Below are 20,906 nucleotides of genomic sequence, written 5' to 3'. Positions count from 1 at the left end.
ACTTCGCGCTACGCTTGTGCTAGACCTACCTGGATGGCGTGCTCAGGCGGCCTTGACGTCTTGACTGCTATGGCTTTGATAGGTCCACGGCAACCAGCTTTCAGGGTTTTTCCTGGCTTCGCTGGCATGGCGCTGGACGCTGCGCAGGTAAATCAGCGGATTGATCCCGGCTGCGGCACAGGTTGCAATCACTGAGGTGATGACATCGGCGATGGCCGCACCGGCGGCGCTCTTGAAGAACATGGCGTTCTTGCGATTGCGGATCGGCAGCTTGAGACCACGCTCCATGCGATTGTTGTCGAGCGGTGCCCCCTCCTGGCGGCAGAACGCGCTGAGTCCGTCGAAGTGTTTGTTGAAGTAGTTGACCGCCTGGCCAAAGCTGCTGTTGGCTTCAGCCGCGTTCGCAGCCAGCCGGTCTGCGCCATAGCGGCGGATGTCTTCCATCACCGGGAGTGAGTGCTCGCGGTGATGGGCCAGCCGCTGCGCGGCCGTCATCTGCTGCTCAGTCGCTTCAGTGTCGTGTTGCCAGATCAGCTGGTAACGCGTCAGTACCGCCTCCGCCTCTTCAGGAAAGTGCACCACCAGATCGGCAAAGTTGCGCCGGCCGTGTGCATTGCACAGGGCGATGCGCAGCGGGGTGCGGCTGACATGGTTGGATGAGAGCGCATCACTCATCACCAGCGGCGGCGGGCTGCCGTCACTGCGCAGGCGCAGGACATCGTCCAGTAATTCACCGGCATGGCTGAGCGATGTCTGGTACAGCACCAGGGGCGGACCGTCACCTTGCTCGGCAATCATGCCGGAGGTATGAATGCCGGAGCGCAGTCGCTCACGGCCGTCATGGCGACTGCGTTTCATGACCGGCTTCTGATCCAGTATCCGGTTCCCGGTATCGTCGATATGATACAGCCAGGCGTCGGCGGCCAGCTTGAGCAGGGTGTCATGCACCGGCTTGAGATCATTGGCCAGATGCTCGCACTGATCGAAGATCGTCGAGGCTGTCATTGGCACGCCCAGGAGCTGATTCAGGGTGCCCTGACGGTAAAACGGGTGGCCGGCGAAGTACTTGTTCATGGCCATCAGGGCTCTGGCGCCGTAGCCGTACTTCTGGCCTCGCCCGCCGTCCTGCAGAACAGAGTCTGGCAGTGTGGCCGTGATGAAGACACCGCAGGCGTTGCAGCGCAGGCGCTCGGCCACGTGCTGCACGGCATTAAACGGTGGCTGACTCTCAATGCGGACGAAGCTGGCCGGATCGTACTTGTAGAGCTTGCCGGCCTCGCATTCAGGGCAGTCGTCGCCCTTGCTGACGTCTTCGAGCGCATGATGTTCGACCGTCGGTGCCACCGCCTCGACAGCCGGTGGTTCGGCCGAGATGGCCGGACTGCGTGATGAGGCTTTGCGTGATCCGCTCTTCCCAGTGGCGGTGCCCAGCAGACTGCTGAGCTTTTCTGAAGCATCGACCAGGCCGGCCAGCTTCCGCAGCTTGTGCAGGCCGACTCTCCTGGACTTGATGCCAGCCTGCAGCTTCGCCAGCGTCATCAGCGCATCGAGCAGCAGCCTGACATCTTCAGGTGGTAGGGCCAGATCATGATCCAGCGCATGCTGCACGCGCGTGGTCAGCGCTTCTACCTGCGCTTCGGTCAGTGTTGTGGCACTGGCAGCCATGATCTGTTCCTGTTGTGAGTCTGTTTGAAGGTGTTGGCATAGCCTACTGAGTTTTCGAACGTTTTCAAGATAATTTCTCGACAGGGCCACGCAGCCACTGCCGCAGCTGCGCCGCCTCCAGCACGGTCAGCGCACTGCCTGCGGCCGGCCAGCGGGTAAAGCGGCCTTGCGAGAGGCGTTTGGTCATGAGCCAGAACCCGCTGCCGTCATAGCAGAGCACGCGGACCATGGTGCGGCTTTTGTTGGTGAAGACGAAGCGGGTATCACCGCGGGGGTCTTGTCTGAGCTGATCACGGCACAGGGCCACGAAGCCATCGATGCCGCGACGAAAGTCAGCCGGCTGCGCTGCCAGCAGGATGCGGCTCGAGCTGGTCAGCAGGATCATGCGGCCGCCGTGGCGCAGAGCGCCAGTACCAGCGCACTCACCTGAGCAGGACTGCAGGCCCCTTCGATGGTCAGCCGTTGCCCTGATGAGGTCGAGAGGGTGAAGGTTGGGACAGTGATATCGGTTTCGGTTTCGGCTATCGCCTGTTCAAGCGGCACGAAGGTTGGTGCTGATACACATGAGCGTGTCACTGTCTGTGGAGCAGCGCCCCGACGTGTCGTTGCTTGCGCCTGCAACTTCGGCGACCAGGTGTTCAGCATGGTGTAGCTGATACTGAGCGCCTTGCTGACACAGACCCGCGAGGATGCCAGTGCCAGCGCGACGGCCCTGTCGCGCAGTGACTGAGGCACGGCCGCACGCTGGTGTGGTCGTTGCGCACGCCAGCGCGTGAAGTCTGCGGCCAGCGAATCGAGCCGCCTCTGGAGCTGAACGGTATCGTTGACGGGGGTTAGTGGAATCATGACTGCCTCCTGATAGGGTTGAGGCATTCATTGAATCAGAAGCTCAGCAGGAAGTTGCGCTATGCTGCCGTAAGCTCACCAAATATTAGTTAACTGAGTGAAGTTTGCATCCAAAAGCTATCGCCGCTTATTTCACAATCTATACAACGAATTCAGTACTTTGTGTGGAAACTCAAACGGATCCCGTATACTAGAATTCACATTAAGTCTCTTTAGTACTTTGCGTGGAATTACGAGCCCAAGCTGTTGATTTGTGGTTTCAGAAATTTTGTACTTTCTGCGGTTGTCTACTGAATCAAGGGTTAAAAGGATTAACGTGTCAACTTCATTTAGCGGCCAGCCGCTGTTCGATACTGCAAACTACCTGGAAGATCTTTCCGACTTTCATTGCCACCCATCCATACCGACATTTTTGGCGTCTTTACCGCAGCCCTTGATCATACTGCGCGATGATTACGAAATCAGTCGCCAATTTCTGATGAAATATGCCGATGTGCCTGGAACCTTTTCACGCTTCCGCGGTGAGGTTCAGCGTTTTTTGAATTATCTTTGGGTAACCACCAAACGCACGCTGGTGCAAACCGACGCTGATGTTGTAACCGCGTATTTCAAGACCCTGAAGAACCCACCACGTAGCTGGATCGCCCGCGGCGTATTTTCGGCTTTCACCCATGCCAACGGTTTACGCCTACCAAACCCGCAATGGCGTCCGTTCGCGTTGCGCTCCAGTGATGAAAACGCCGTTTACAATGCCAGCCAAGCCAGCCTGAACGCCAGCCGAACTGCTTTACAAACCTTCTTTAAATATCTGGTTTACCAACAATATCTGCTAACAGACCCGCTTAACGATCTACGCCGCCGTGATCGTCGCGCCAAACCGCAACTGGCCAAAGATCTCGAAGTCGCTGTGCGCCGGCTAACCGATTGGCAGTGGTCCTGGTTGCTAGAGACCTTGGTTACCGAAGCAGATCAAAACCCAAAATGTGAACGACATTTGTTTGTGATCGTAACCATGAAATCGTTGTTTCTTCGGGTTGGCGAGTTGGCGCCGCGTCCGCTGGAGGATGGCGCAGAACGGATTCCGGTTTTTGGTGATTTCCGTCGAAAAGTTATTCAGGGCGAGCAATATTGGTCGTATTTTGTGTTTGGTAAAGGCGATAAAGCCCGTTCAGTTACTCTACCCGATGCTTATCTGCCTTACCTGAAACGTTGGCGCGCCTACTTGGACTTATTATCGCCTATGCCCGATCCGGGCGATCACCACCCTGTTCTACCCTCAACCCATGGCACAGCACTGGGCAAACGTCAGGTTCAACGCATTTACGAGCAGGCCGTTATGTTCGCTGTTGCGCGCATGGAGGAAGCCGGTTTTGTCGACGAAGCCAGACAGCTTGAAGCTATAAGGTCAGAAACTCACTACCTGCGCCACACCGGCGCCAGCCAAGCCATCGAATCCGGCGCGGATATTCGCCACATCAGCGAAGAACTCGGCCATGCCAGCGCGGCTTTTACCGAGTCGGTTTACGTTAACTCGGATCAGGCCCGCAAGCGGTTTGAAGGCCGCGAGCGGAAAGTATGAGACAAGTTGAGGGTTCGTAACCCCCTACTTTTCTCCAAGGCATGATTGGAGGCCGTCAGCGATCTCGATCAATAAGTCAGGGTACAGGTTGGCGCCGGTAACCAGGCCTGATCCTAATGGGTCAATAACTCCAGACGTATTAACACCCGTTCCGCCAAAAACCGCTTTAACGATACCTGGGTTGTATTGCGGCTCAGTGAACACACAGCTTACGTTTAAATCCGTCACAACTTTCCTGATTTCTGCAATCCGGGCCGGGCTTGGTTTTGATGCATCCCCGATCGAGATCGCCCCTGCTGCCGGAATGCCAAAGCGTTTTTCAAAGTATTGGTAAGCATCATGAAAAACAATGAATTGTTTATTTTTGAGCTGAGCTATGGTGATTTCAATACGACTGACTGCGGCATCAATGTCAGCTTTTCCCGTCGCTGCATTTTCAAGATACTGAGCAGCATTTTCAGGATCTTTTTCTGCCAGAGCCGCTGCTATCACATCAAGCCAGACCTTTCCGTTGGCGGGATCTAACCACGCATGCGGGTCCGTACCGCTGTGTTCATGATGATCGCCTTCATTATGATCATCCTCTGTCTTCTCATCATGATGGAGGTCATCATGAGCGTCGTGCCCATCCTCTTTTTCCTTGTCATGATCGCTGTCATCATGAGCGTCGAACGTAGCTCCTTCTCTGAAGGCATAGGTTGTTGTGCCCACCACCTCCAGCAACTCGACTTTCCTTGAATCGGGAGACAGGTTATCCAGAGACCTTTCCAGCCAGGGTGTCAAGCCCTCACCCACCCAGAACACGAGGTCCGCTTCCTGTAATGCTTGAGCTTCCGACGGGCTGAGCGAATAGTTATGCGGCGAAGCGCCAGACTGAACAAGCAGATCCGGCTTGCCTACTCCCGCCATGACTTGCGACACCAGTGAGTGAATGGGTGTAACATCGGTCGCTACATTGGGAACAGCATTTGCACTAAACGGCAAGGTCGCTATAAACGCAGTAGCCATTAATTTTTGGCGCTTTCTCATTCTTTTTCAGCCTTTTCGTCATGGAAGCTTTATTGCTTAAACGTTATGTTATAACATTGCTATTAACTAGGAAAGAGGTTTATGTTGTGAAAGCTGAAAAATGCTCCAGACCTGTGCGGATGTGTGAGACCTGCTTTCGATGGGAAAACAAATGAGAGTCCTTGCCACCAAAAACCTGTCCGTCAGTTTTGGCGGAAACAGTGTGCTAAAAGACATTAATATCCATATAGAGCGGGGCGAAATTGTGACGATTGTCGGCCCGAACGGGTCAGGAAAATCGACGCTTCTGCGCGCAATTATCGGCGCCCAGCCACTGACCTCCGGTCAGGTTGAAATGATCAGTAAACAGATCATCGGCTACGTTCCACAGCGCCTCAATATTGATGAAACACTCCCAATGACGGTTTATCGGTTTCTATCGCTTCCCAAGCGCCAGCAAAGGGACGACATGGAGGCTGCTCTCCAGCAAGCGGGGTTGTCCGGGCTTGGCAAACAACAGTTAAGCACCCTGTCCGGAGGGCAGTTCCAGCGCGTTTTGCTGGCCCGGGCCCTGATAGAGAAACCCGATCTGCTTTTGTTGGATGAGGCCACCCAAGGGCTGGATCATTCTGGCTCAGCAGACTTTTACCGACAGATTGAGCGGGTGCGGCAGGAACTGGGTTGCGCCATCCTGATGGTCAGCCATGAGCTGCACACTGTGATGCGAACATCGGATCGCGTTATCTGCCTGAACGGCAGTATTTGTTGCGAAGGCGCGCCTGAGGTTGTCAAGGTCGCCCCCGAATATCGATTATTATTTGGCCTCGATGATGCGGAAATGTTCGCGAGTTACCACCACCATGACCATGCGGCTCCCCGGCACGAGGAAGCTCTTTAATGTTCGATGACTTTATGTTCCGTGCGTCCCTCGCCGGCCTCGGTGTCGCAATCGCCGCGGCGCCGCTTGGCTGCTTTATTGTTTGGCGACGTATGGCTTTTTTCGGCGATGCAACCGCACATGCCGCCATTCTGGGGGTAGCATTGTCACTTACGTTATCCATGCCAATATTTGCAGGGGTTTTGGTGGTATCGCTGTTAATGGCTCTGGCCGTTACAACTCTGAGTGAACGCGGTTACGCCATGGATACTCTGCTTGGTGTCTTGTCGCACTCTTCGCTGGCTTTTGGTCTGGTGGCAGTGTCCTTTCTGTCGGGTATTCGCATCGACCTGATGGCCTATCTTTTTGGTGACATCCTGTCTGTGGGCGCCCTTGACCTTGGTGTGATTTGGGGTGGCGCAGCCCTTGTTCTCACACTGGTTTGTTGGCGCTGGTCGGCCCTGCTTATATCAACCGTTAACCCTGAACTCGCTTGCGCAAGTGGCATTTCGCCCAAGCGAGAGAACATGATTCTCACCTTATCGTTGGCGGTTGTTGTGGCTGTGGCCATTAAAGTAGTGGGAGTATTGCTGATTGCCGCCATGCTGATCATACCGGCAGCGACAGCTCGCCCCTTCAGCAGAACGCCAGAAACCATGGCCATTATTGCAGCGATTATCGGGTGCGGTGCCTCACTGGCCGGATTGCAGGTGTCTTACGTTATGGACACCCCGACAGGCCCAACAATTGTCTGTATTGTTGCTATTCTTTTCGGTGTATCCAGCGCTTTCCGGTACTTCATCCGGCCACAAAAAACTCATGCCTGAACGGCGATTCTGGGCAGCTCGGGGAGACAGTTCGCAACCATGTTATTTCGACACTTTTTTACACTTACCCACAAAATCCTATTGTCATTGGCGATCATTTTCGTTGTCGTCGCTATTTTCGCTTCACCAAAGCATTCCGGCGCCGTATCAATCCAACTGGACAATCCCCGCTCCCTGAATGCTCAGCCGAATGGGCATTTAGCCCTTGTGCCTGAACCCGCACCCCTGCCCTCTCCGCCTACCAATGAGACTGAAACACAGGGTTATGAGATCAAAAAGGGGGATACCCTAAGTGACATTTTCGAGTTAAAAGGTATTCCTGCGTCTGTGCTGCACCAGGTTCTTGAAGCTGACGTCGAGTATCTGTCTCTTGAAACACTGAAACCTGGAAAACGGGTTACGTTCAAGTACGACAGGAACCGGGCGCTTAAGGCATTAACACTGCGCATTGATGCGGCCAGAACCATTACCTTTGCCCGCCAGGACGATGGCGCATTTGTCGCCCGCAAACAGCAATCCGAGACGCACTGGCAATCAGCCATTACCCGAGGGGCCGTTAATGGCAGCTTTTATGCCTCCGCCGTCAAGTCGGGACTGAGTAAAGCCGAGGTGGCCGAAGTGGCTCAGCTTCTGAAAAGCAAAATCGATTTTCGGCGAGATCTCAGATCAGGCGATACATTCACTGTTATCACGGGTCGCGAGATGACTCACGATACGCCAACGGGCCGCCAACGAATTGAAGCGGTATCCCTGCTTCGCGGACCTAAAGCCTATAACGCGTTTCTCTTCGACGATGGCAACTACTATAACGCGACCGGCGAAAGCGTTTTGCTGGCATTTTTACGTTGGCCAACCGAAAAACGCTTCAGAATAAGTTCCCCGTTCAGTCCTGATCGTCTCCATCCGATTACCGGCAGACGATCACCCCATAACGGTGTCGATCTCGCAGCACCTTTCGGCACATCCATTGTAAGTACCGGCGACGGCGTCGTCTCGCGTGTTGGCAATCACCCCTTTGCCGGGCGATATATTGATATCAATCACAGTGGGACCTTTGAAACACGCTACCTCCACTTGAGCAAAGTTTTGGTCAAACGAGGTCAAAGAATAAAGCGGGGCCAAAAAATAGCGCTTACCGGAAATTCGGGACGCTCAACGGGGCCCCACCTGCATTTCGAGTTTCATGTGGACGGCCAACCCGTTAATCCGTTGACCGCGGATATCCCGACTGCCGCCAAAGTGCCTGATATCGAACTTGCCTCCTTTAAAGCACAAGTCAGCAAACAAATGGTGTCCATGCAGTCTCGAATCAGCTCCGATCTTGTTTTGGCAATTAGGTCGCCGCAATCCACTCGAACCACTGAAAAAGATGAGGAGCGTCAAGACATCAACTGACGCGGGCCTTACAGGCCAGAAGGCCCGCTTCAAAACCTTCAAAAACCGTCACGTCATTGTCGATGCCTTCGATGCAACTCTCCTGTGCCTCGTCCAACTCCACCTCAGTTAACGCCTGATCACTGAAGTTATAGCCAAAAACACCGTCTGGCGTAATGAATATGGCTTTAACCCTTTGAAGGGTGAGACCGGAAAAGAGCTCAAACAGCCGGCCTCTATCAAACAGAATGCTGGCGTGAAAACGCCAGCCAACCGACGTGAAACCGTCAGCGTGTTTTTTGATTTTAATGTAATCACCCTCAGGCAATGGCTTGTGATCTGAACGCTCTGTGGATTCAGGTTGCCCAAAGGCGTTTTGTGATAATGCGGGCATCGTGAAGCGCCTGGACGGGTCAGGCTTAGGCGTTGTGTGGGCAGAAGGGACCAAAAGAGCCGCGAACGGGATCTCCCCGAAACTCACGCGATACAACGGCTTTTCGTGACTGGCTTTTTCCACCAGGTAAGCATTCAGGGAAGAAAAGTCGTCATCCGTACACTGATCGGACTTATTCGCCACGAGTACATCGGCTACTGCAATTTGCTGGGTGAATGTGGCGTTCTGGGTATAACGCGAATCTCGTATGCGTCGAGGATCAACCAAGGTCAGCGTCGCTCTCAAGTCAATAACGGTGGCGTAATGCGGCTGGTTCAGCGACTCAATCACTTCCTGAGGGTGCCCTAACCCCGTCGGTTCGATGAGCAACCGGTCTGGATTTGTGGCCATCAATAATCTGTTCAACGCCATTTGCATGGGCAAACCTGAAACGCAACACATGCAGCCCCCGGGTACCTCGCGGATAAAAACGCCGGTTTGAGCCCCCTGGCCTCCAGCCATCAAACCGCCGTCGATACCTATTTCGCCGAACTCATTGACCAATACCGCCCAACGCTCATTGGCGGGCTTATTGGCCAGCAGGTGCAAAATGGCAGTGGTTTTACCCACCCCGAGGAATCCGGTGATGATATTAGTTGGCACTGCTTTGGTGATTTTCATACTGACACTCTTTGATCCAGCAATTTTCACACCACTTTTCGGGGACCGAGCTGGCAAATATTAAGCGGCTGTTGGCAGAATACCGGCAAACCCCTGCTCCGTTGCTACCGCGAGATATTTCCCGTCGAGCGCCCAGGCGATATCGGTAACGCCGCCACCCCCGGCCGGCTTGATGACTGCAGCCTGCTCATTGTCATCACCATCAGCCAGTTGGGTAACTAGCACGAGCCCGTCATCGTAACCTGCAGCCACCAATGGATAGTCGGGTGCCGCAGCAACGGCCGTGACCCGTCCGGATTCGGCATAACCCAAGGAGACAGGCGCTTTGCCCAAGGGGCCTTTGCGACCGCTAAACGGCCAGCACGGGATAACATCGGCGCCACTGGTTGCCAGGTAACGCCCACCAGCCACCCAGGCCCAGGATTTTACCTTGCTGGCATATCCGCTCATGTGAAAGTCCTGTTTGTCCTTAAGGCGCCAACCTCGAATGCAGTTCTCCTGCATTGCCGATAGGATAAATCTTGAATCCGGGCTCCAGGTCACGTCCAGGTGCGAGCCTGCCCACTTCAACGCCAGCACTCCGGAGTGTTGGTCGTTAACGGCGCGTATACTCACGCCACCATAATGAGCCACGGCGACTCGCTTGCCATCCGGGGAAAAACAAAAACCGCCTACGGTGCTGGGATACTCGAAACTGATCGTGGGTTTGCCGATACGGGTCAGATGTAAACGCTTGCCTTCGGAGCAGGCAATGACGCCGGCCGGATGACTGCTCACATTGTCTAGCCAACGACCGGGGTAGTTGGCCAGTTCCGTCACTTCTCCGGCCACGGATATTGCCAGGAACCGTCCATCGTCACCGCCACTGATAAACCCACCGCCCGGAGCCGCAGCCAGGCTCAGACAGCCCCCTGCATGCGCCTGCACTGTCAGTGGTTCGCCATCCGCATGCGGAATGATGGTTAGCGAGCCGTCGCCCAGTGCGAATGCCAGGGCACCCGATCGCTCAAAACGGCAAGCGACCACATGATCTGATAGTTGCCAGACCCGACCGAGGCGTTCAATCAGAGACGGTGCCTTAGCCATGGACGGTGCCTGCTTTACAGGCGCTGAATCCTGCCGTTAAGGCTGTTTCATCAAGGTCACGGCCGATGAACACAAGGCGACTTTCGCGCTTTTCGTCAGCTCGCCAGGGCTGTGTGGCAGTGCCATCAGCAAGCATATGAACACTCTGGAAAACATACCGCTGATCCATGCCGACCAAATCCAGAATGCCTTTACACCGAAGAATATCCACGCCCTGGGTGCGCAGCACCTCCATTATCCAGGATTCGAATCGGTCCGAATCTAGGGGAACGTTGCTCTTCAGTGAAATACTTTTTATCGTATCGTCGTGCTCGTGGTCGTGATCTTCGGTGAGAAACCCGGGCTCCAGCGCGACGATCCTTTCCAGATCAAAGCTTCCTAGATTGAGAATCTGGTCAAGCGGCACATCGCAGTAGTTGCTAGGAATAATTCGGGCATAGGGGTTCATGCCCAGGATGCGACTCTCAAGTGCTTTACGTTCCTCCTCAGACACCAGGTCGACTTTATTAAGCAGGATGACATCGGCAAACGCTATCTGCTCGGCTGCCTCTGAACTGTCAGCCAGTCGCGCTGGCAGGTTCTTGGCATCAACCACCGTTACCACGGCGTCCAATGACGTTTTCGCCCTCACCTCATCGTCTACGAAGAATGTTTGCGCCACCGGCGCCGGATCGGCAATTCCTGTTGTCTCAAGAATGATGGCGTCAAAGCCTTTCAGGCGTTTCATCAAACCTGAAATAATTCGGATCAGATCGCCCCGGACGGTACAGCAGATGCAGCCGTTGTTCATTTCGAACACTTCTTCGTCCGCCCCAACAACCAGGTCGTTATCGATGCCAATCTCGCCAAATTCATTAACAATCACGGCGTAGCGCTTGCCGTGCTGTTCCGAGAGGATGCGATTAAGCAGTGTTGTTTTGCCAGCACCGAGATAGCCGGTGAGGACTGTAACCGGAACTTTATTCATTAAGCTCTCCTGACTATTTTATTAATACGTTATAACATTACAATTAAACGCTCGCATAAAAAGGTTGCGACGTTCATGATGAAAAACGTTATAGAATGGTGGGATTAGGTGCGTCGCCATAGATCTCTGACGGATCAAACACTTTTCCAGTTTCAATGAAGCTCAGTGTCGGGGCCGATTGCGCCTTGTTCCAGTTTATCGTCCGGTAAAAACAAGACCTGTAACCAACGTGGCAGCTAGCCTGCCTGCCTCGCAACCGAACTCGCAGCCATACGGCATCCTGATCATCATCTATTCGTATTTCGACAACAGTCTGGATGTGTCCACTGGTGCCTCCTTTGTGCCAGAGTTGTTGCCTTGACCGGCTCCAGTAATGCGCTTCTCCCGACTCAATGGTGCGAGTCAATGCGTCTTCGTTCATGTACCCCAGCATGAGCACCTCACCGGAATCAGCATGGGTCGTCACACACGTGATGAGCCCCGATGAATCAAACTTCGGAGCCAGAGTATGCCCTTCCTCCACTTGTTCAATACTGATGCGGTCCGAGAAGAAAGATCTGTCAGTACCACTTTGCCCGTCATCGGCCACCAGGGACACCTCCTATTGTCTGTTCTGATGGCTCCCGGTTTCGTAATTCATTGCGAAAAACGATGGGGCGGCCCCCAGGCTGACCGATCAACTGGCCGGAACGCATAACGGGCTTGCCAGAGATAATGGTTATTTCAGGCCACCCCGTTAACGTAACACCAGCGTAGGGGCTCCATCCTGACATACTGGCCATATCCTCATCCCTGACCGTTCGGGTTGCCTGCAGATCTACGATGGTGAAATCAGCATCGTTCCCAACCGCAATACGACCTTTGCCAACCATCCCAAAGACACGGGCGGGCCCGCTACAAAGCAAATCAACGATACGCGACAAGCTGGTTCTTTCCTCGTTCACATGGTTCAGCATTACGGGAAGCAGAGTTTGTACACCGGTCATACCGCTGGGTGTATCGGGATAAGGAAGCTGCTTTTCTTGCCATGTATGCGGGGCGTGATCACTGCCCAAGACATCGATTAGGCCGTTGTTTATTCCGCGCCAGAGCGCGTCCCTGTGTCGAAGGGATCGTATGGGCGGATTCATCTGTGCGAGCGTACCGAGCTGCTCATAGCAATCGGGTGCGACCATCGTCAGGTGTTGGGGCAATGCCTCCACCGTTACGATATCCTTGTGCTCCGCGAGAAACGCAAGTTCTTCTTCGGTGGAAATGTGGAGAATGTGAATGGGCCTATTGGTTTTGCGGGCGATACTGACAATACGCCGCGTCGCACGGAAGGCACTTTCAACATCCCGCCAGTTCGGATGGTCACGCACATCGCCACTCTGCTCTGCGAGGGCGCGTCTTTGTCTCAGGCGGGCTTCGTCTTCAGCGTGTATCGAGACGCGGCGGTTGCCGCTTGCAAGAATGCGCTCTAGAACTTCGTCGTCTTCGGCGAGGAGGTCACCGAATGAGCTGCCCATGAATATTTTCACACCGGCACAGCCTGCCTGCTGCTCCAAAGCCTCCAGCAGGTGCACGTTTTTAGGCGAGCCACCAACGTAAAATGCGTAATTGCACCACGCGTCGTTCTCGGCAATCGTCAGTTTTTGTTGAAGGTCGGACTGGGTCAGCGTCAACGGGTTGGTGTTGGGCATTTCAAAAACGCCAGTGACACCGCCCAAAACCGCCCCCCGTGTACCGGCTTCAATGGTCTCTTTGTGCTCTAGACCGGGTTGGCGGAAATGAACCTGTGAGTCGATGACGCCGGGTAATAGGTGCAGGCCCGATGCGTCAATGGTTCCCCGTCCCTTCCACGCAGATTCGCCAATGGCCACAATGCGGCCTTCGATGCAGGCAACATCGAGCTCCTCACACCCCCAGGGCAGCATTACTTGGGCATTTTTGATGAGCAAGTCGGCAAATTTCAGTGCCTGTTTTTGCTCTGAGTGGAGCGCCTGTTCATCACAGTTCATTTTGAATCGCCTTGTATCCTCGAACCAGTTTGAGATTGGTTTGCGCAACATCCTCGGAAAAAGCAGACGCCGCCGACGACATTCTAGGGATTTCAGCCAGGTTTGTTTGCGGGCCTATCCGCGTGGTTGAGGGAACATAAAAGCCTGATGGCAACGCTACCCCGTCAACGACGGCATTGTGGCGTATCGCGCTGCCCTCACCCACACTGCAGTTAAACAAAACGGAATTGAATCCAATGAAAACGCCGTCGCCGACACTACAGGGCCCATGCACGATTGCTCTGTGCGCGATGGATGCGCCAACGCCAATAGTAACCGAAGCACCTGATTTTGAATGAATGACAACGCCATCTTGAATATTCGAACCCTCTTTTATGACAATGGGTTCCATGTCTCCATCGTCGTTGGATTCGTCGGCACGAATGACAGCGTAAGGGCCAACAAATACATTCTTTTCAATGATGACTTTTCCACAAATAATTGCCGTAGGGTCCACAAACGCATCCGGATGAATTCTCGGCAGATCACCATTCGGATTCTTACGAATCATTTGATACCTCCAGTTGGGATGTTGCCATTTTTATACCACTTCTCAGATAGCGAAAGGCTGGGCAATCGCCTCCCATGTTGTTCCGCTCCGGGTATCGTCCAACTGGACGTGCCGGGCCAGTAATTCAGACCGAATGATGTCCGCCAACTCATAATTCCCCGCTTTCAGCGCAATATTGCGTTGCTCTATCCGCGCTTCGATCCACTCGACCCAGAATGGTTTAATCGTGTTCTCCAAGGTGTCGGTCGTGCGCTGGTACAGTGGCGCTCACGCTATTCATATTTCGGCCAGAGAGAAGCCCGTACTCTGGGTAGGAAACAATACTGAACAACACGTGCCCTTTGTGACTGTAGGCATGCCCTTTTTTGAGAAGCCGGGCAATCAGCGCAATTATCTGGGGAATATGATGGGTGACCCGGGGTTCCCATTGCGGTCGTGCCACACCCAGCGCGTCCATATCCCGGTGATACGCATTGATAAAACGCGTTGCAACAGTGTCAATTGAACTCCCTTCCGCCGCGGCCGCATGGTTTATCTTGTCATCAATATCGGTGAAATTCCGGGCATAGGCCACTTCGCTGTATCTGGTTTTCAGGAGGTTGACCAGAAGATCGAACACCACTGCCGGGCGGGCATTGCCGAGGTGCGAATAGTTGTAGACCGTAGGTCCGCAGACATAGAGGGTTACTCGATCTGATTCGGCAGTAACCAACGCCTCTTTGCGCTTACTCAGTGTGTTGAAAATGAAGATGTCAGGCGCGTCAGTCATGGCGCCAACCCGCCCCTAGCGGGGCTAATGGAAGCAACCGCATCGTGGGCATGCAGGCTTTCGAGGTGGCGTACTTTGACCCCAACTTCCTTATAATGTGGCGTAAGTGCTGTTGACAACCGCCGAACGGCATCCTCCACGTACATCAGATTTGCGCCATTGAGCCGAGCAAATGCCTGCTCATCGGCTCGTTTAACCAGCGTTTGCACCGGCGTTGAGAGCGCTGCTTCAGCACGATCAATCAGATCGATGAGGCCAAGACGATCTGGCCGCGCCATATCCAACGGAACGGATACACGGGCAATGCTCCGTTGGCTGTGGGGTGTTGCGACGCTGCCATTTTGATCGAGCCAAAGAGCCACATCATTCACCGATACCTGTGTCATTCCAAAGTGATCGTTGGTGAACGCATCCCGCAGAACCTGCCGGGACAGTGCGGCTGAGCACGGACAAGTTGACGAGTATGTAATATTCACCGATAGCCATATTTGCTCGCACTTTCTATCGTCATCTCTTTCAGCAGATAATGAGACCAAGTAACTCTGCCATCCTGAACTATCGGGAGTGACTAACGCATCGCGCAGAGCCAGAAAGTTGAACGAGTAAGTGATTTTTGCCTTTTCGGAACCACAATCCTGATGGCTTGCAATGGCCGATGCCAACAGGCTCCGAAGCAATCCCGGGGTTAGTGCACTGGACGACGAGGTATTGAGTAGCTGGTAAAGCCGCGACATGTGGATACCTTTCACAGCCAGCGGCCCCGATGGAACATTTACAAATACCGATGCGCTGCCGGATGTATAAGACACCTGACTGGCTTCATTGAGCACTACAGGAAGGCTGATGTTTTCCATCCCCACCCAATCCAGCGGAGCACCTCCCTGCCCCACCTGGTTTTTTGCGATATCGGGAAGATCCGCGGTCATCGTTTGACTCCCTGCATTCTGCGCTGTTTGGCAAGACTGGGGGTGTGGAGCAAGTCATTGAGGGAATGCGCACCCCAAAAGTCGGTCACTTCCCCTTAATTGTTATGTTATAACATAACACAATGTAACTACTTGATCAACTTAAACGTGCGTGGTTCCGGTACTGAAAGAGGTTGTTCTGGGCTGGGTCTTTAGCAATTCTTCGTTTTCTGTTTTTTCAGCCTCAGACCCGCCGCTCTTGCCGACGTCTGTTTCTCGGGCCGCTTCATTCCTTTCCAGGCTTTGATTTCCGCCCGTGTGCGGCCGCAACCCCGGCAGACGCCGCTGTCCAATTGACAGACAGAGTTGCAGGGGTTTTCTATTTCCTTCGCCATGGGGGCTCCCAGCCTGCGGATCGTCAAGTGTTGCCTGCTCTTAATGTCTGATGCGCCGTATCTGCGCCAGCCGCGCTAACCAGTTACCCTTCTGGGAGTTCGTGCAGGCTTCCTCGCTGTCGAACTGCAGGCAATTGGAAATGAGGCCTGGGTCCAGGCCGGTTTGTTCAAGCGCGGCCAAGGTCTGTGCACGCGCATGCTGTTTAAAGCCATCAACAAGCGCTTGCTCAAGGTTGGCCCGGGTATCAAAAATCCAGGTCACGCGAAGGCCCGCCGGAAACTGATTTGCGCCGTTATCGTGTGTCAGCCGGCAAAAACCGGGTACTTCAGTTTTTGCAGCTTCGCAGGCTTCGGTGAGCGCCACGACAAACTGGCGTTCTATTTGTTTAAGTTCACGTTTGTCAGGTTTCATAGTGTTATAGAGTAACATAACGAAAAGATCAGATTCGCACTAATCACAAAACAAGGAGCCTCAGTGTCCACCAGCGTCGAAATGAGCGGCATTTACCTTACCTATCCAACAGAATCAGGTGCTGTCTCAGTGCTCAATAACGCATCACTCAAGGTTCCACCCGGCGAAACACTGGCGATTACTGGCCCATCCGGAAGCGGGAAAACCTCCCTGCTTCTGCTGCTTTCTGGTCTTGAGCGCCCAGACAAGGGCGAGATTCTGATTGGCAGCCAGCGCCTTGGTGACATGGATTCAAATGCATTGGCCGACTGGCGCAGCAAGCACCTTGGCATTATTTTCCAGTCATTTCATTTGCTGCCCGGTCTCAGCGCGCTGGGTAACGTCAGCCTGCCCCTAGAAATTGCCGGGCAAGCCCACGCCCGTGAACAAGCTATTGCCATGCTGGAGGCCGTTGGGCTGAGCCATCGATTGCAGCACTATCCAGCGCAGCTGTCTGGTGGCGAGCAACAGCGTGTGGCGATTGCCAGGGCGCTGGTTCATCAGCCGAGCTTGCTACTGGGTGACGAGCCAACAGGCAATCTGGACCAGGAAACCGGCGAGAAAGTGCTTTCGTTGCTGTTCGACCTGCATAAGAAAAGCAAGTCTACGCTGGTGCTGGTGACCCACGACGAGCGCGTCGCGGAGCGATGTCAGCACAGGGTTCGGATGGACGGTGGGCACCTCTATGAAATCTGAAACCTCCGCAAGACCCTTCTGGATGCTGAAATTCGCGATCTCGGACCTGCGCTCGCGCATCTCCGCGCTCAAGGTTTTTCTGGCATGCCTCATACTGGGCGTTACCCTGGTGGCTGCCACGGCCAGTCTCTACCGGGTTATCGAGCAGAGTCTGCTAGCGGATACCCGCATGCTTCTGGGCGGCGACGTCGAACTGGAAGCCAGTGAACCTCTGCCGGATGAAGTGCTTGCATGGGTTCGTGCGACCGGCAGCCTCTCGCTGGTTCGAGAGCTCGATACGATGGTAAGCGGGGCAGCGAGTGGTGAAGGTGAAGGTGAAGACGGCGGCGCAAGCTTCGTCAGAGCCGAGATACTGATTCCGGATGCCGCCTATCCGCTTTACGGCAAGCTGCAACTAATGCCGGATCAACCACTTGCAGAGCTAACTTCACAGAAGAATGATCTTTGGGGCGCCATCATTGATCCTTTGCTTGCTGAGCGTCTGGGCCAGTCCATTGGCGATCAGATTCAGATTGGCGCAGCAACTTTTCGCATCAGCGGCCTGATTCAGGCGCAGCCGGATCGCAGCCTGAATGCCAACTGGCGCGGCTTGCCGATCATGATTTCCGAAGCGGCGGTAGAAGCAACTGGGCTGATTCGGCCGGGCAGCCGCGTTGACTACGAATACCGGGTGCAGACCGATCGCAATCTGGACGTCTGGCTGGATGAATTCGAGCAGGCGTTTCCCGATACCCGCTGGGATACCACAACCTTTGCCGAGCGCAGCGAACGCCTGTCCGAAAGGCTTGACCAGATTGCAACGGCGCTCATTCTGATCGCTTTTACCACGCTGTTCATTGGCGGCCTGGGTGTCGCCAACAGCATACATGCCTACCTGGACGAAAAGCTTGGCACCATCGCCACACTGCAAACACTGGGCTTGCGCCGCCGGCCTTTGGTGGGCATTTATCTTCTTCAGATTGGCCTGCTGGGCAGCATGGCCGGCATCATCGGCGGCGCCATCGGGTTGGCGCTGTCTGCCGCAGCCATTGGTCTGGCCGGTGATGCCTTTGCGCTGCCCGGCTCTGTTGATGCTGGCCAGTGGGTAGCTCTTTGGCTTGTGCCATTGCTGCTGAGCTGGCTGTTTGCGGTGCTGACGGCCTACGTTTTCGCACTGCCGGCGCTGGCCAGAGCACTTGCTGCGTCGCCGGCAGGCCTGTTCCGCGGCCGGGTTCAGGCGGCCAGCCATGAGCCTCGCAGCTGGCGGATAGCGAGTTATCTTCTGCTAGCGGCCTACATTGCCGCCACTCTTCTCTGGCTACCCTCCCCGCAACTCGGGTTCCTGTTTCTGCTGGCTGTTGTGCTGCTCTGGGGCTTACTGGAAGGTCTGATCAAGGGACTGCAACGCGCTGCCAGAGATTTGGAAGACAGCGGCTTTGCTGGTCGAAATTTTGCACGCCGACTGGCGCTGGCCAATTTGCACAGGCCAGATTCACCGTTGCGGGCAACCCTGCTCTCGCTGGGTACGGCGCTGACTCTTGTGGTGGCTTGCACCCTGCTTGTGGGCACCCTCCTTCGCGCGCTGGAATCCACGATCCCGGCCGAAGCCCCTGCCCTGATCCTGTATGAGGTTTTTTTTGATCAGATTGACCCGCTCAAGTCTGGCCTCGAATCCCTTGATCCGGCCAGTCAGATTGAACTATTGCCACTGGTTCGTGGCCGCCTGGCGGCGATCAACAACCAGCCAATCGCGGATGTTCTGGCAGACAACTCGCAAGCCAGACGCGAGGCCATGGGTGATGAGTACAAGCTCAGTTATCTGTCAGGAAACCCGGAAGATCTAGAGCTCGTCAGTGGCAGCTGGTGGTCGTCGCCGGCAGCAGAGGGTGAGCCCGCCTTCATGGCGATGGAAGATCGTGAAGCCAACCAGCTCGGGCTGAAAGTAGGAGACCGAGTGGAGTTTCAGGCTGAGGGCCAGACAATTGCCGCCGAAATTAAAGCCCTGTACCAGCAAAAAGGCCTTCAAACCCGATTCTGGTTCGAAGGCGTTCTGCAAGATGGCGCGCTGGACGAGTTGATTGGCAGGTATGTAGGCGTGGTTTACCAAACCGACCCGGCCGCAAAAACGTCACAGCAGTGGCTGGCCAGAAACATCCCGAATGTGATTACCCTGCGCACAGCCGACTGGCTCGAGACCGCCGGTAACCTGCTCAAAAAAGCAGCGGCCGGCCTTGCCACCGTTGCTTTGGTCAGCCTGACGGCGAGCCTTCTTGTGCTGTCCAGCGTGGTCAGTGTCAGCCGCAGACGACAGCTATACGAGGCCAACCTGCTTCACTGCCTTGGCGCGAGGCACCAGGCTATTCGGCAGTCCATGCTGCTGGAAACCGGGTTACTTACCTTGCTTTCTACCGTGTTCGCGACCGCACTCGGAGCGCTGATTGCCCTTCCACTGGCCAGCATGTTGCTAAAACTGCCGGCAGGCGATCTGTGGTGGCTTGGCGCGCTGGTGGCGGGCGCCGTCAGCTCCCTTGCCCTGCTGGCAGGCCTGCTGCCAACGCTGCGGGCGCTGCGGCTGAACCCGGCCCTGCTGCTGCGGGAGGGTTGAGTGGAGGGTGGCTATTAACGAAATGTATATGCGTGTTTTTCTGTGTTGACTAAACTGAGACAATTGCACTCGACCAACACGCCAGGAAAAGGCTCATATGATAGTACAGACAGGCTCTGACGAATCCGATAAAACCAACGGGAACCCTCTGAACAACTCCGATGGAATGATTCAGGCGGTAAACGTTCGAAGCGTATCACTGGTCATTCTGGCGACCGTCGCCACTTTGTTTTTTATCGACTGGGCGCAAGCCATTTTATTGCCCTTAGTGGTGGCGGTGCTGATCAGCTATGCGCTCGACCCGCTGGTAACCGGGCTCGAACGTTTGCGACTGCCGCGAACTCTTGCCGCTGGGTTGGTGATCACCGTCGTTATAGCCATTTGCGCAGCCGCAAGCGTGCCTTTAAAAGATGAAGCGATGGATCTTTTAAACAAAATTCCGCAAGCGGTTGAGCGCTTTCAGCGTGAAGAGGCGAGAAATCCTGTAAAAGAAGAAAGCGTTATCGAAAAGGCCCAGGAGGCCGCAATCAAAATTGAAGAAACGACCGCGTCAGACGATAAAAGAGACAGCTCCCGGACTCGCGCTACATTGGTGAGGATTGCAAAAGAGCCCTTCGATCTCCGCAATTTTATTATGCAGGGCTCACCTGCTGCACTGGTGCTGTTCTCGCAGGTGCTTTCAGTGTTGCTGCTGGTATTTTTCCTGTTGGCCGTAGGCAAGCTCTACCGTTTGAAAGTTGTGCGCATTGCCGGGCCGTCGTTTGGCCGTATGCGCAAAGCGGCCCATATCATGGCAGACTTCCACCATCAGGTGCGGCGTTTCCTGTTTGTGACGTTAATCGGCGCGGTATTTGTAGGCATCATAACCTGGCTGGCATTCATGGCTCTGGGCTTTGAACAAGCCGGCCTGTGGGGTGTGCTCGCCGGTGTGGCCAGTGCCGTTCCTTATCTGGGGCCTGTTCTGATTTTCCTAGCCACAGGGGCAGCAGCGTTTGTTCAGTTCGGCTCGGTCAATATGGCCCTTGCGGTGTCGTTGACCTCACTGATCATTACCAGTATTCAGGGCAACATACTTACCCCGGTGTTAACGGCGCGCGTGTCGAGCCTGAACGCCGTTGTTATTTTTATTGGTTTATTGGTCTGGGGTTGGTTGTGGGGGCCGGTCGGTTTGATTGTCGCCACGCCCTTGTTGATGATGACAAAATCCCTATGTGATTCTGTGGTCAACTTGAGGCCCCTGGGTGAATTGCTGGGAAAGTAAAAGAGCACAATA

21 protein-coding genes are annotated in these 20,906 nt (G+C 54.7%); 7 read left to right on the top strand and 14 right to left on the bottom strand.

The window, feature by feature from the left end:
- Positions 1-42: 42 nt before the first annotated feature.
- Genes tnpC through ATI45_RS03930 form a run of 3 tightly spaced genes read right to left on the bottom strand, consistent with a single transcriptional unit; the run spans position 43 to position 2,511 of the window.
- The gene (tnpC, locus tag ATI45_RS03940) at positions 43-1,755 is read right to left on the bottom strand and encodes an IS66 family transposase (protein ID WP_218926107.1); all 1,713 of its coding nucleotides are present in this window, start codon (positions 1,753-1,755) and stop codon (positions 43-45) included.
- A complete protein-coding gene (tnpB, locus tag ATI45_RS03935) occupies positions 1,730-2,050 on the bottom strand; it encodes an IS66 family insertion sequence element accessory protein TnpB (RefSeq protein ID WP_018405611.1) in 321 nt (106 codons plus the stop codon). Before tnpB ends, tnpC begins: the two co-directional genes overlap by 26 nt.
- Complete coding sequence (locus tag ATI45_RS03930) at positions 2,047-2,511, bottom strand: hypothetical protein (protein WP_098418367.1); 465 nt, start codon at positions 2,509-2,511, stop codon at positions 2,047-2,049. The genes tnpB and ATI45_RS03930 overlap by 4 nt, the downstream gene beginning before the upstream one ends.
- Before the next feature lie 316 nt (positions 2,512-2,827).
- Between ATI45_RS03930 and ATI45_RS03925 the strand changes: the two genes are divergently transcribed.
- On the top strand, positions 2,828-4,090 hold the full coding sequence (locus tag ATI45_RS03925) for a tyrosine-type recombinase/integrase (RefSeq protein WP_098418366.1): 1,263 nt from the start codon (positions 2,828-2,830) through the stop codon (positions 4,088-4,090).
- Positions 4,091-4,114: 24 nt separating this feature from the next.
- Here the strand turns inward: ATI45_RS03925 and ATI45_RS03920 are convergent, their stop codons facing one another.
- Entirely contained in the window at positions 4,115-5,119 is a 1,005-nt protein-coding gene (locus tag ATI45_RS03920; RefSeq protein WP_098418365.1) for a zinc ABC transporter substrate-binding protein, read from the bottom strand.
- Between the two features lie 151 nt (positions 5,120-5,270).
- Here ATI45_RS03920 and ATI45_RS03915 point away from each other — a divergent pair, with 151 nt between their 5' ends.
- From ATI45_RS03915 to ATI45_RS03905, 3 genes are read left to right on the top strand one after another with little or no spacing between them, the layout of a single operon-like run.
- Entirely contained in the window at positions 5,271-5,996 is a 726-nt protein-coding gene (locus ATI45_RS03915; RefSeq protein WP_228735926.1) for a metal ABC transporter ATP-binding protein, read from the top strand.
- Positions 5,996-6,802: a metal ABC transporter permease gene (locus ATI45_RS03910; protein ID WP_098418363.1), complete on the top strand. Its 807-nt coding sequence runs from the start codon at positions 5,996-5,998 to the stop codon at positions 6,800-6,802. Before ATI45_RS03915 ends, ATI45_RS03910 begins: the two co-directional genes overlap by 1 nt.
- Before the next feature lie 39 nt (positions 6,803-6,841).
- Positions 6,842-8,197, top strand: a complete 1,356-nt coding sequence (locus ATI45_RS03905) for a peptidoglycan DD-metalloendopeptidase family protein (RefSeq protein ID WP_098418362.1) — start codon at positions 6,842-6,844, stop codon at positions 8,195-8,197.
- Here ATI45_RS03905 and ATI45_RS03900 read toward each other — a convergent pair.
- From ATI45_RS03900 to ATI45_RS03850, 10 genes are all read right to left on the bottom strand, one after another.
- The gene (locus ATI45_RS03900) at positions 8,190-9,230 is read right to left on the bottom strand and encodes a CobW family GTP-binding protein (protein WP_098418361.1); all 1,041 of its coding nucleotides are present in this window, start codon (positions 9,228-9,230) and stop codon (positions 8,190-8,192) included. The genes ATI45_RS03905 and ATI45_RS03900 overlap by 8 nt on opposite strands.
- Positions 9,231-9,290: 60 nt before the next feature.
- Complete coding sequence (locus ATI45_RS03895) at positions 9,291-10,316, bottom strand: WD40 repeat domain-containing protein (protein ID WP_098418360.1); 1,026 nt, start codon at positions 10,314-10,316, stop codon at positions 9,291-9,293.
- On the bottom strand, positions 10,309-11,283 hold the full coding sequence (locus tag ATI45_RS03890; protein ID WP_098418359.1) for a CobW family GTP-binding protein: 975 nt from the start codon (positions 11,281-11,283) through the stop codon (positions 10,309-10,311). The genes ATI45_RS03895 and ATI45_RS03890 overlap by 8 nt, the downstream gene beginning before the upstream one ends.
- Positions 11,284-11,371: 88 nt before the next feature.
- Positions 11,372-11,872 carry a phosphoribosyl-AMP cyclohydrolase gene (gene hisI / locus ATI45_RS03885; RefSeq protein ID WP_098418358.1) on the bottom strand — a complete coding sequence of 167 codons (501 nt, stop codon included), beginning with the start codon at positions 11,870-11,872 and terminating at the stop codon, positions 11,372-11,374.
- Positions 11,862-13,283 (bottom strand): dihydroorotase, encoded by a 1,422-nt coding sequence (locus ATI45_RS03880; protein WP_098418357.1) that lies wholly within the window; start codon positions 13,281-13,283, stop codon positions 11,862-11,864. The genes hisI and ATI45_RS03880 overlap by 11 nt, the downstream gene beginning before the upstream one ends.
- On the bottom strand, positions 13,273-13,833 hold the full coding sequence (locus ATI45_RS03875; protein WP_098418356.1) for a carbonate dehydratase: 561 nt from the start codon (positions 13,831-13,833) through the stop codon (positions 13,273-13,275). Before ATI45_RS03875 ends, ATI45_RS03880 begins: the two co-directional genes overlap by 11 nt.
- Before the next feature lie 220 nt (positions 13,834-14,053).
- On the bottom strand, positions 14,054-14,602 hold the full coding sequence (locus tag ATI45_RS03865; protein ID WP_098418354.1) for a hypothetical protein: 549 nt from the start codon (positions 14,600-14,602) through the stop codon (positions 14,054-14,056).
- A complete protein-coding gene (gene folE2, locus ATI45_RS03860; RefSeq protein ID WP_098418353.1) occupies positions 14,599-15,528 on the bottom strand; it encodes a GTP cyclohydrolase FolE2 in 930 nt (309 codons plus the stop codon). Before folE2 ends, ATI45_RS03865 begins: the two co-directional genes overlap by 4 nt.
- Positions 15,529-15,719: 191 nt before the next feature.
- Entirely contained in the window at positions 15,720-15,902 is a 183-nt protein-coding gene (locus ATI45_RS03855; protein ID WP_098418352.1) for a DUF1289 domain-containing protein, read from the bottom strand.
- A 40-nt stretch (positions 15,903-15,942) separates the two neighbouring features.
- Entirely contained in the window at positions 15,943-16,314 is a 372-nt protein-coding gene (locus ATI45_RS03850) for a hypothetical protein (protein ID WP_098421640.1), read from the bottom strand.
- A gap of 81 nt (positions 16,315-16,395) precedes the next feature.
- Between ATI45_RS03850 and ATI45_RS03845 the strand changes: the two genes are divergently transcribed.
- From ATI45_RS03845 to ATI45_RS03835, 3 genes are all read left to right on the top strand, one after another.
- Positions 16,396-17,049 carry an ABC transporter ATP-binding protein gene (locus ATI45_RS03845; protein WP_179888445.1) on the top strand — a complete coding sequence of 218 codons (654 nt, stop codon included), beginning with the start codon at positions 16,396-16,398 and terminating at the stop codon, positions 17,047-17,049.
- Positions 17,039-19,633 carry an ABC transporter permease gene (locus ATI45_RS03840; protein WP_098418350.1) on the top strand — a complete coding sequence of 865 codons (2,595 nt, stop codon included), beginning with the start codon at positions 17,039-17,041 and terminating at the stop codon, positions 19,631-19,633. Before ATI45_RS03845 ends, ATI45_RS03840 begins: the two co-directional genes overlap by 11 nt.
- A gap of 97 nt (positions 19,634-19,730) precedes the next feature.
- A complete protein-coding gene (locus ATI45_RS03835; protein ID WP_179888202.1) occupies positions 19,731-20,894 on the top strand; it encodes an AI-2E family transporter in 1,164 nt (387 codons plus the stop codon).
- Positions 20,895-20,906 lie beyond the last annotated feature (12 nt).

The organism is Marinobacter sp. LV10MA510-1, from assembly GCF_002563885.1.
Taxonomy (GTDB): domain Bacteria; phylum Pseudomonadota; class Gammaproteobacteria; order Pseudomonadales; family Oleiphilaceae; genus Marinobacter.
This window is presented reverse-complemented; position numbering and strand designations above follow the sequence as displayed.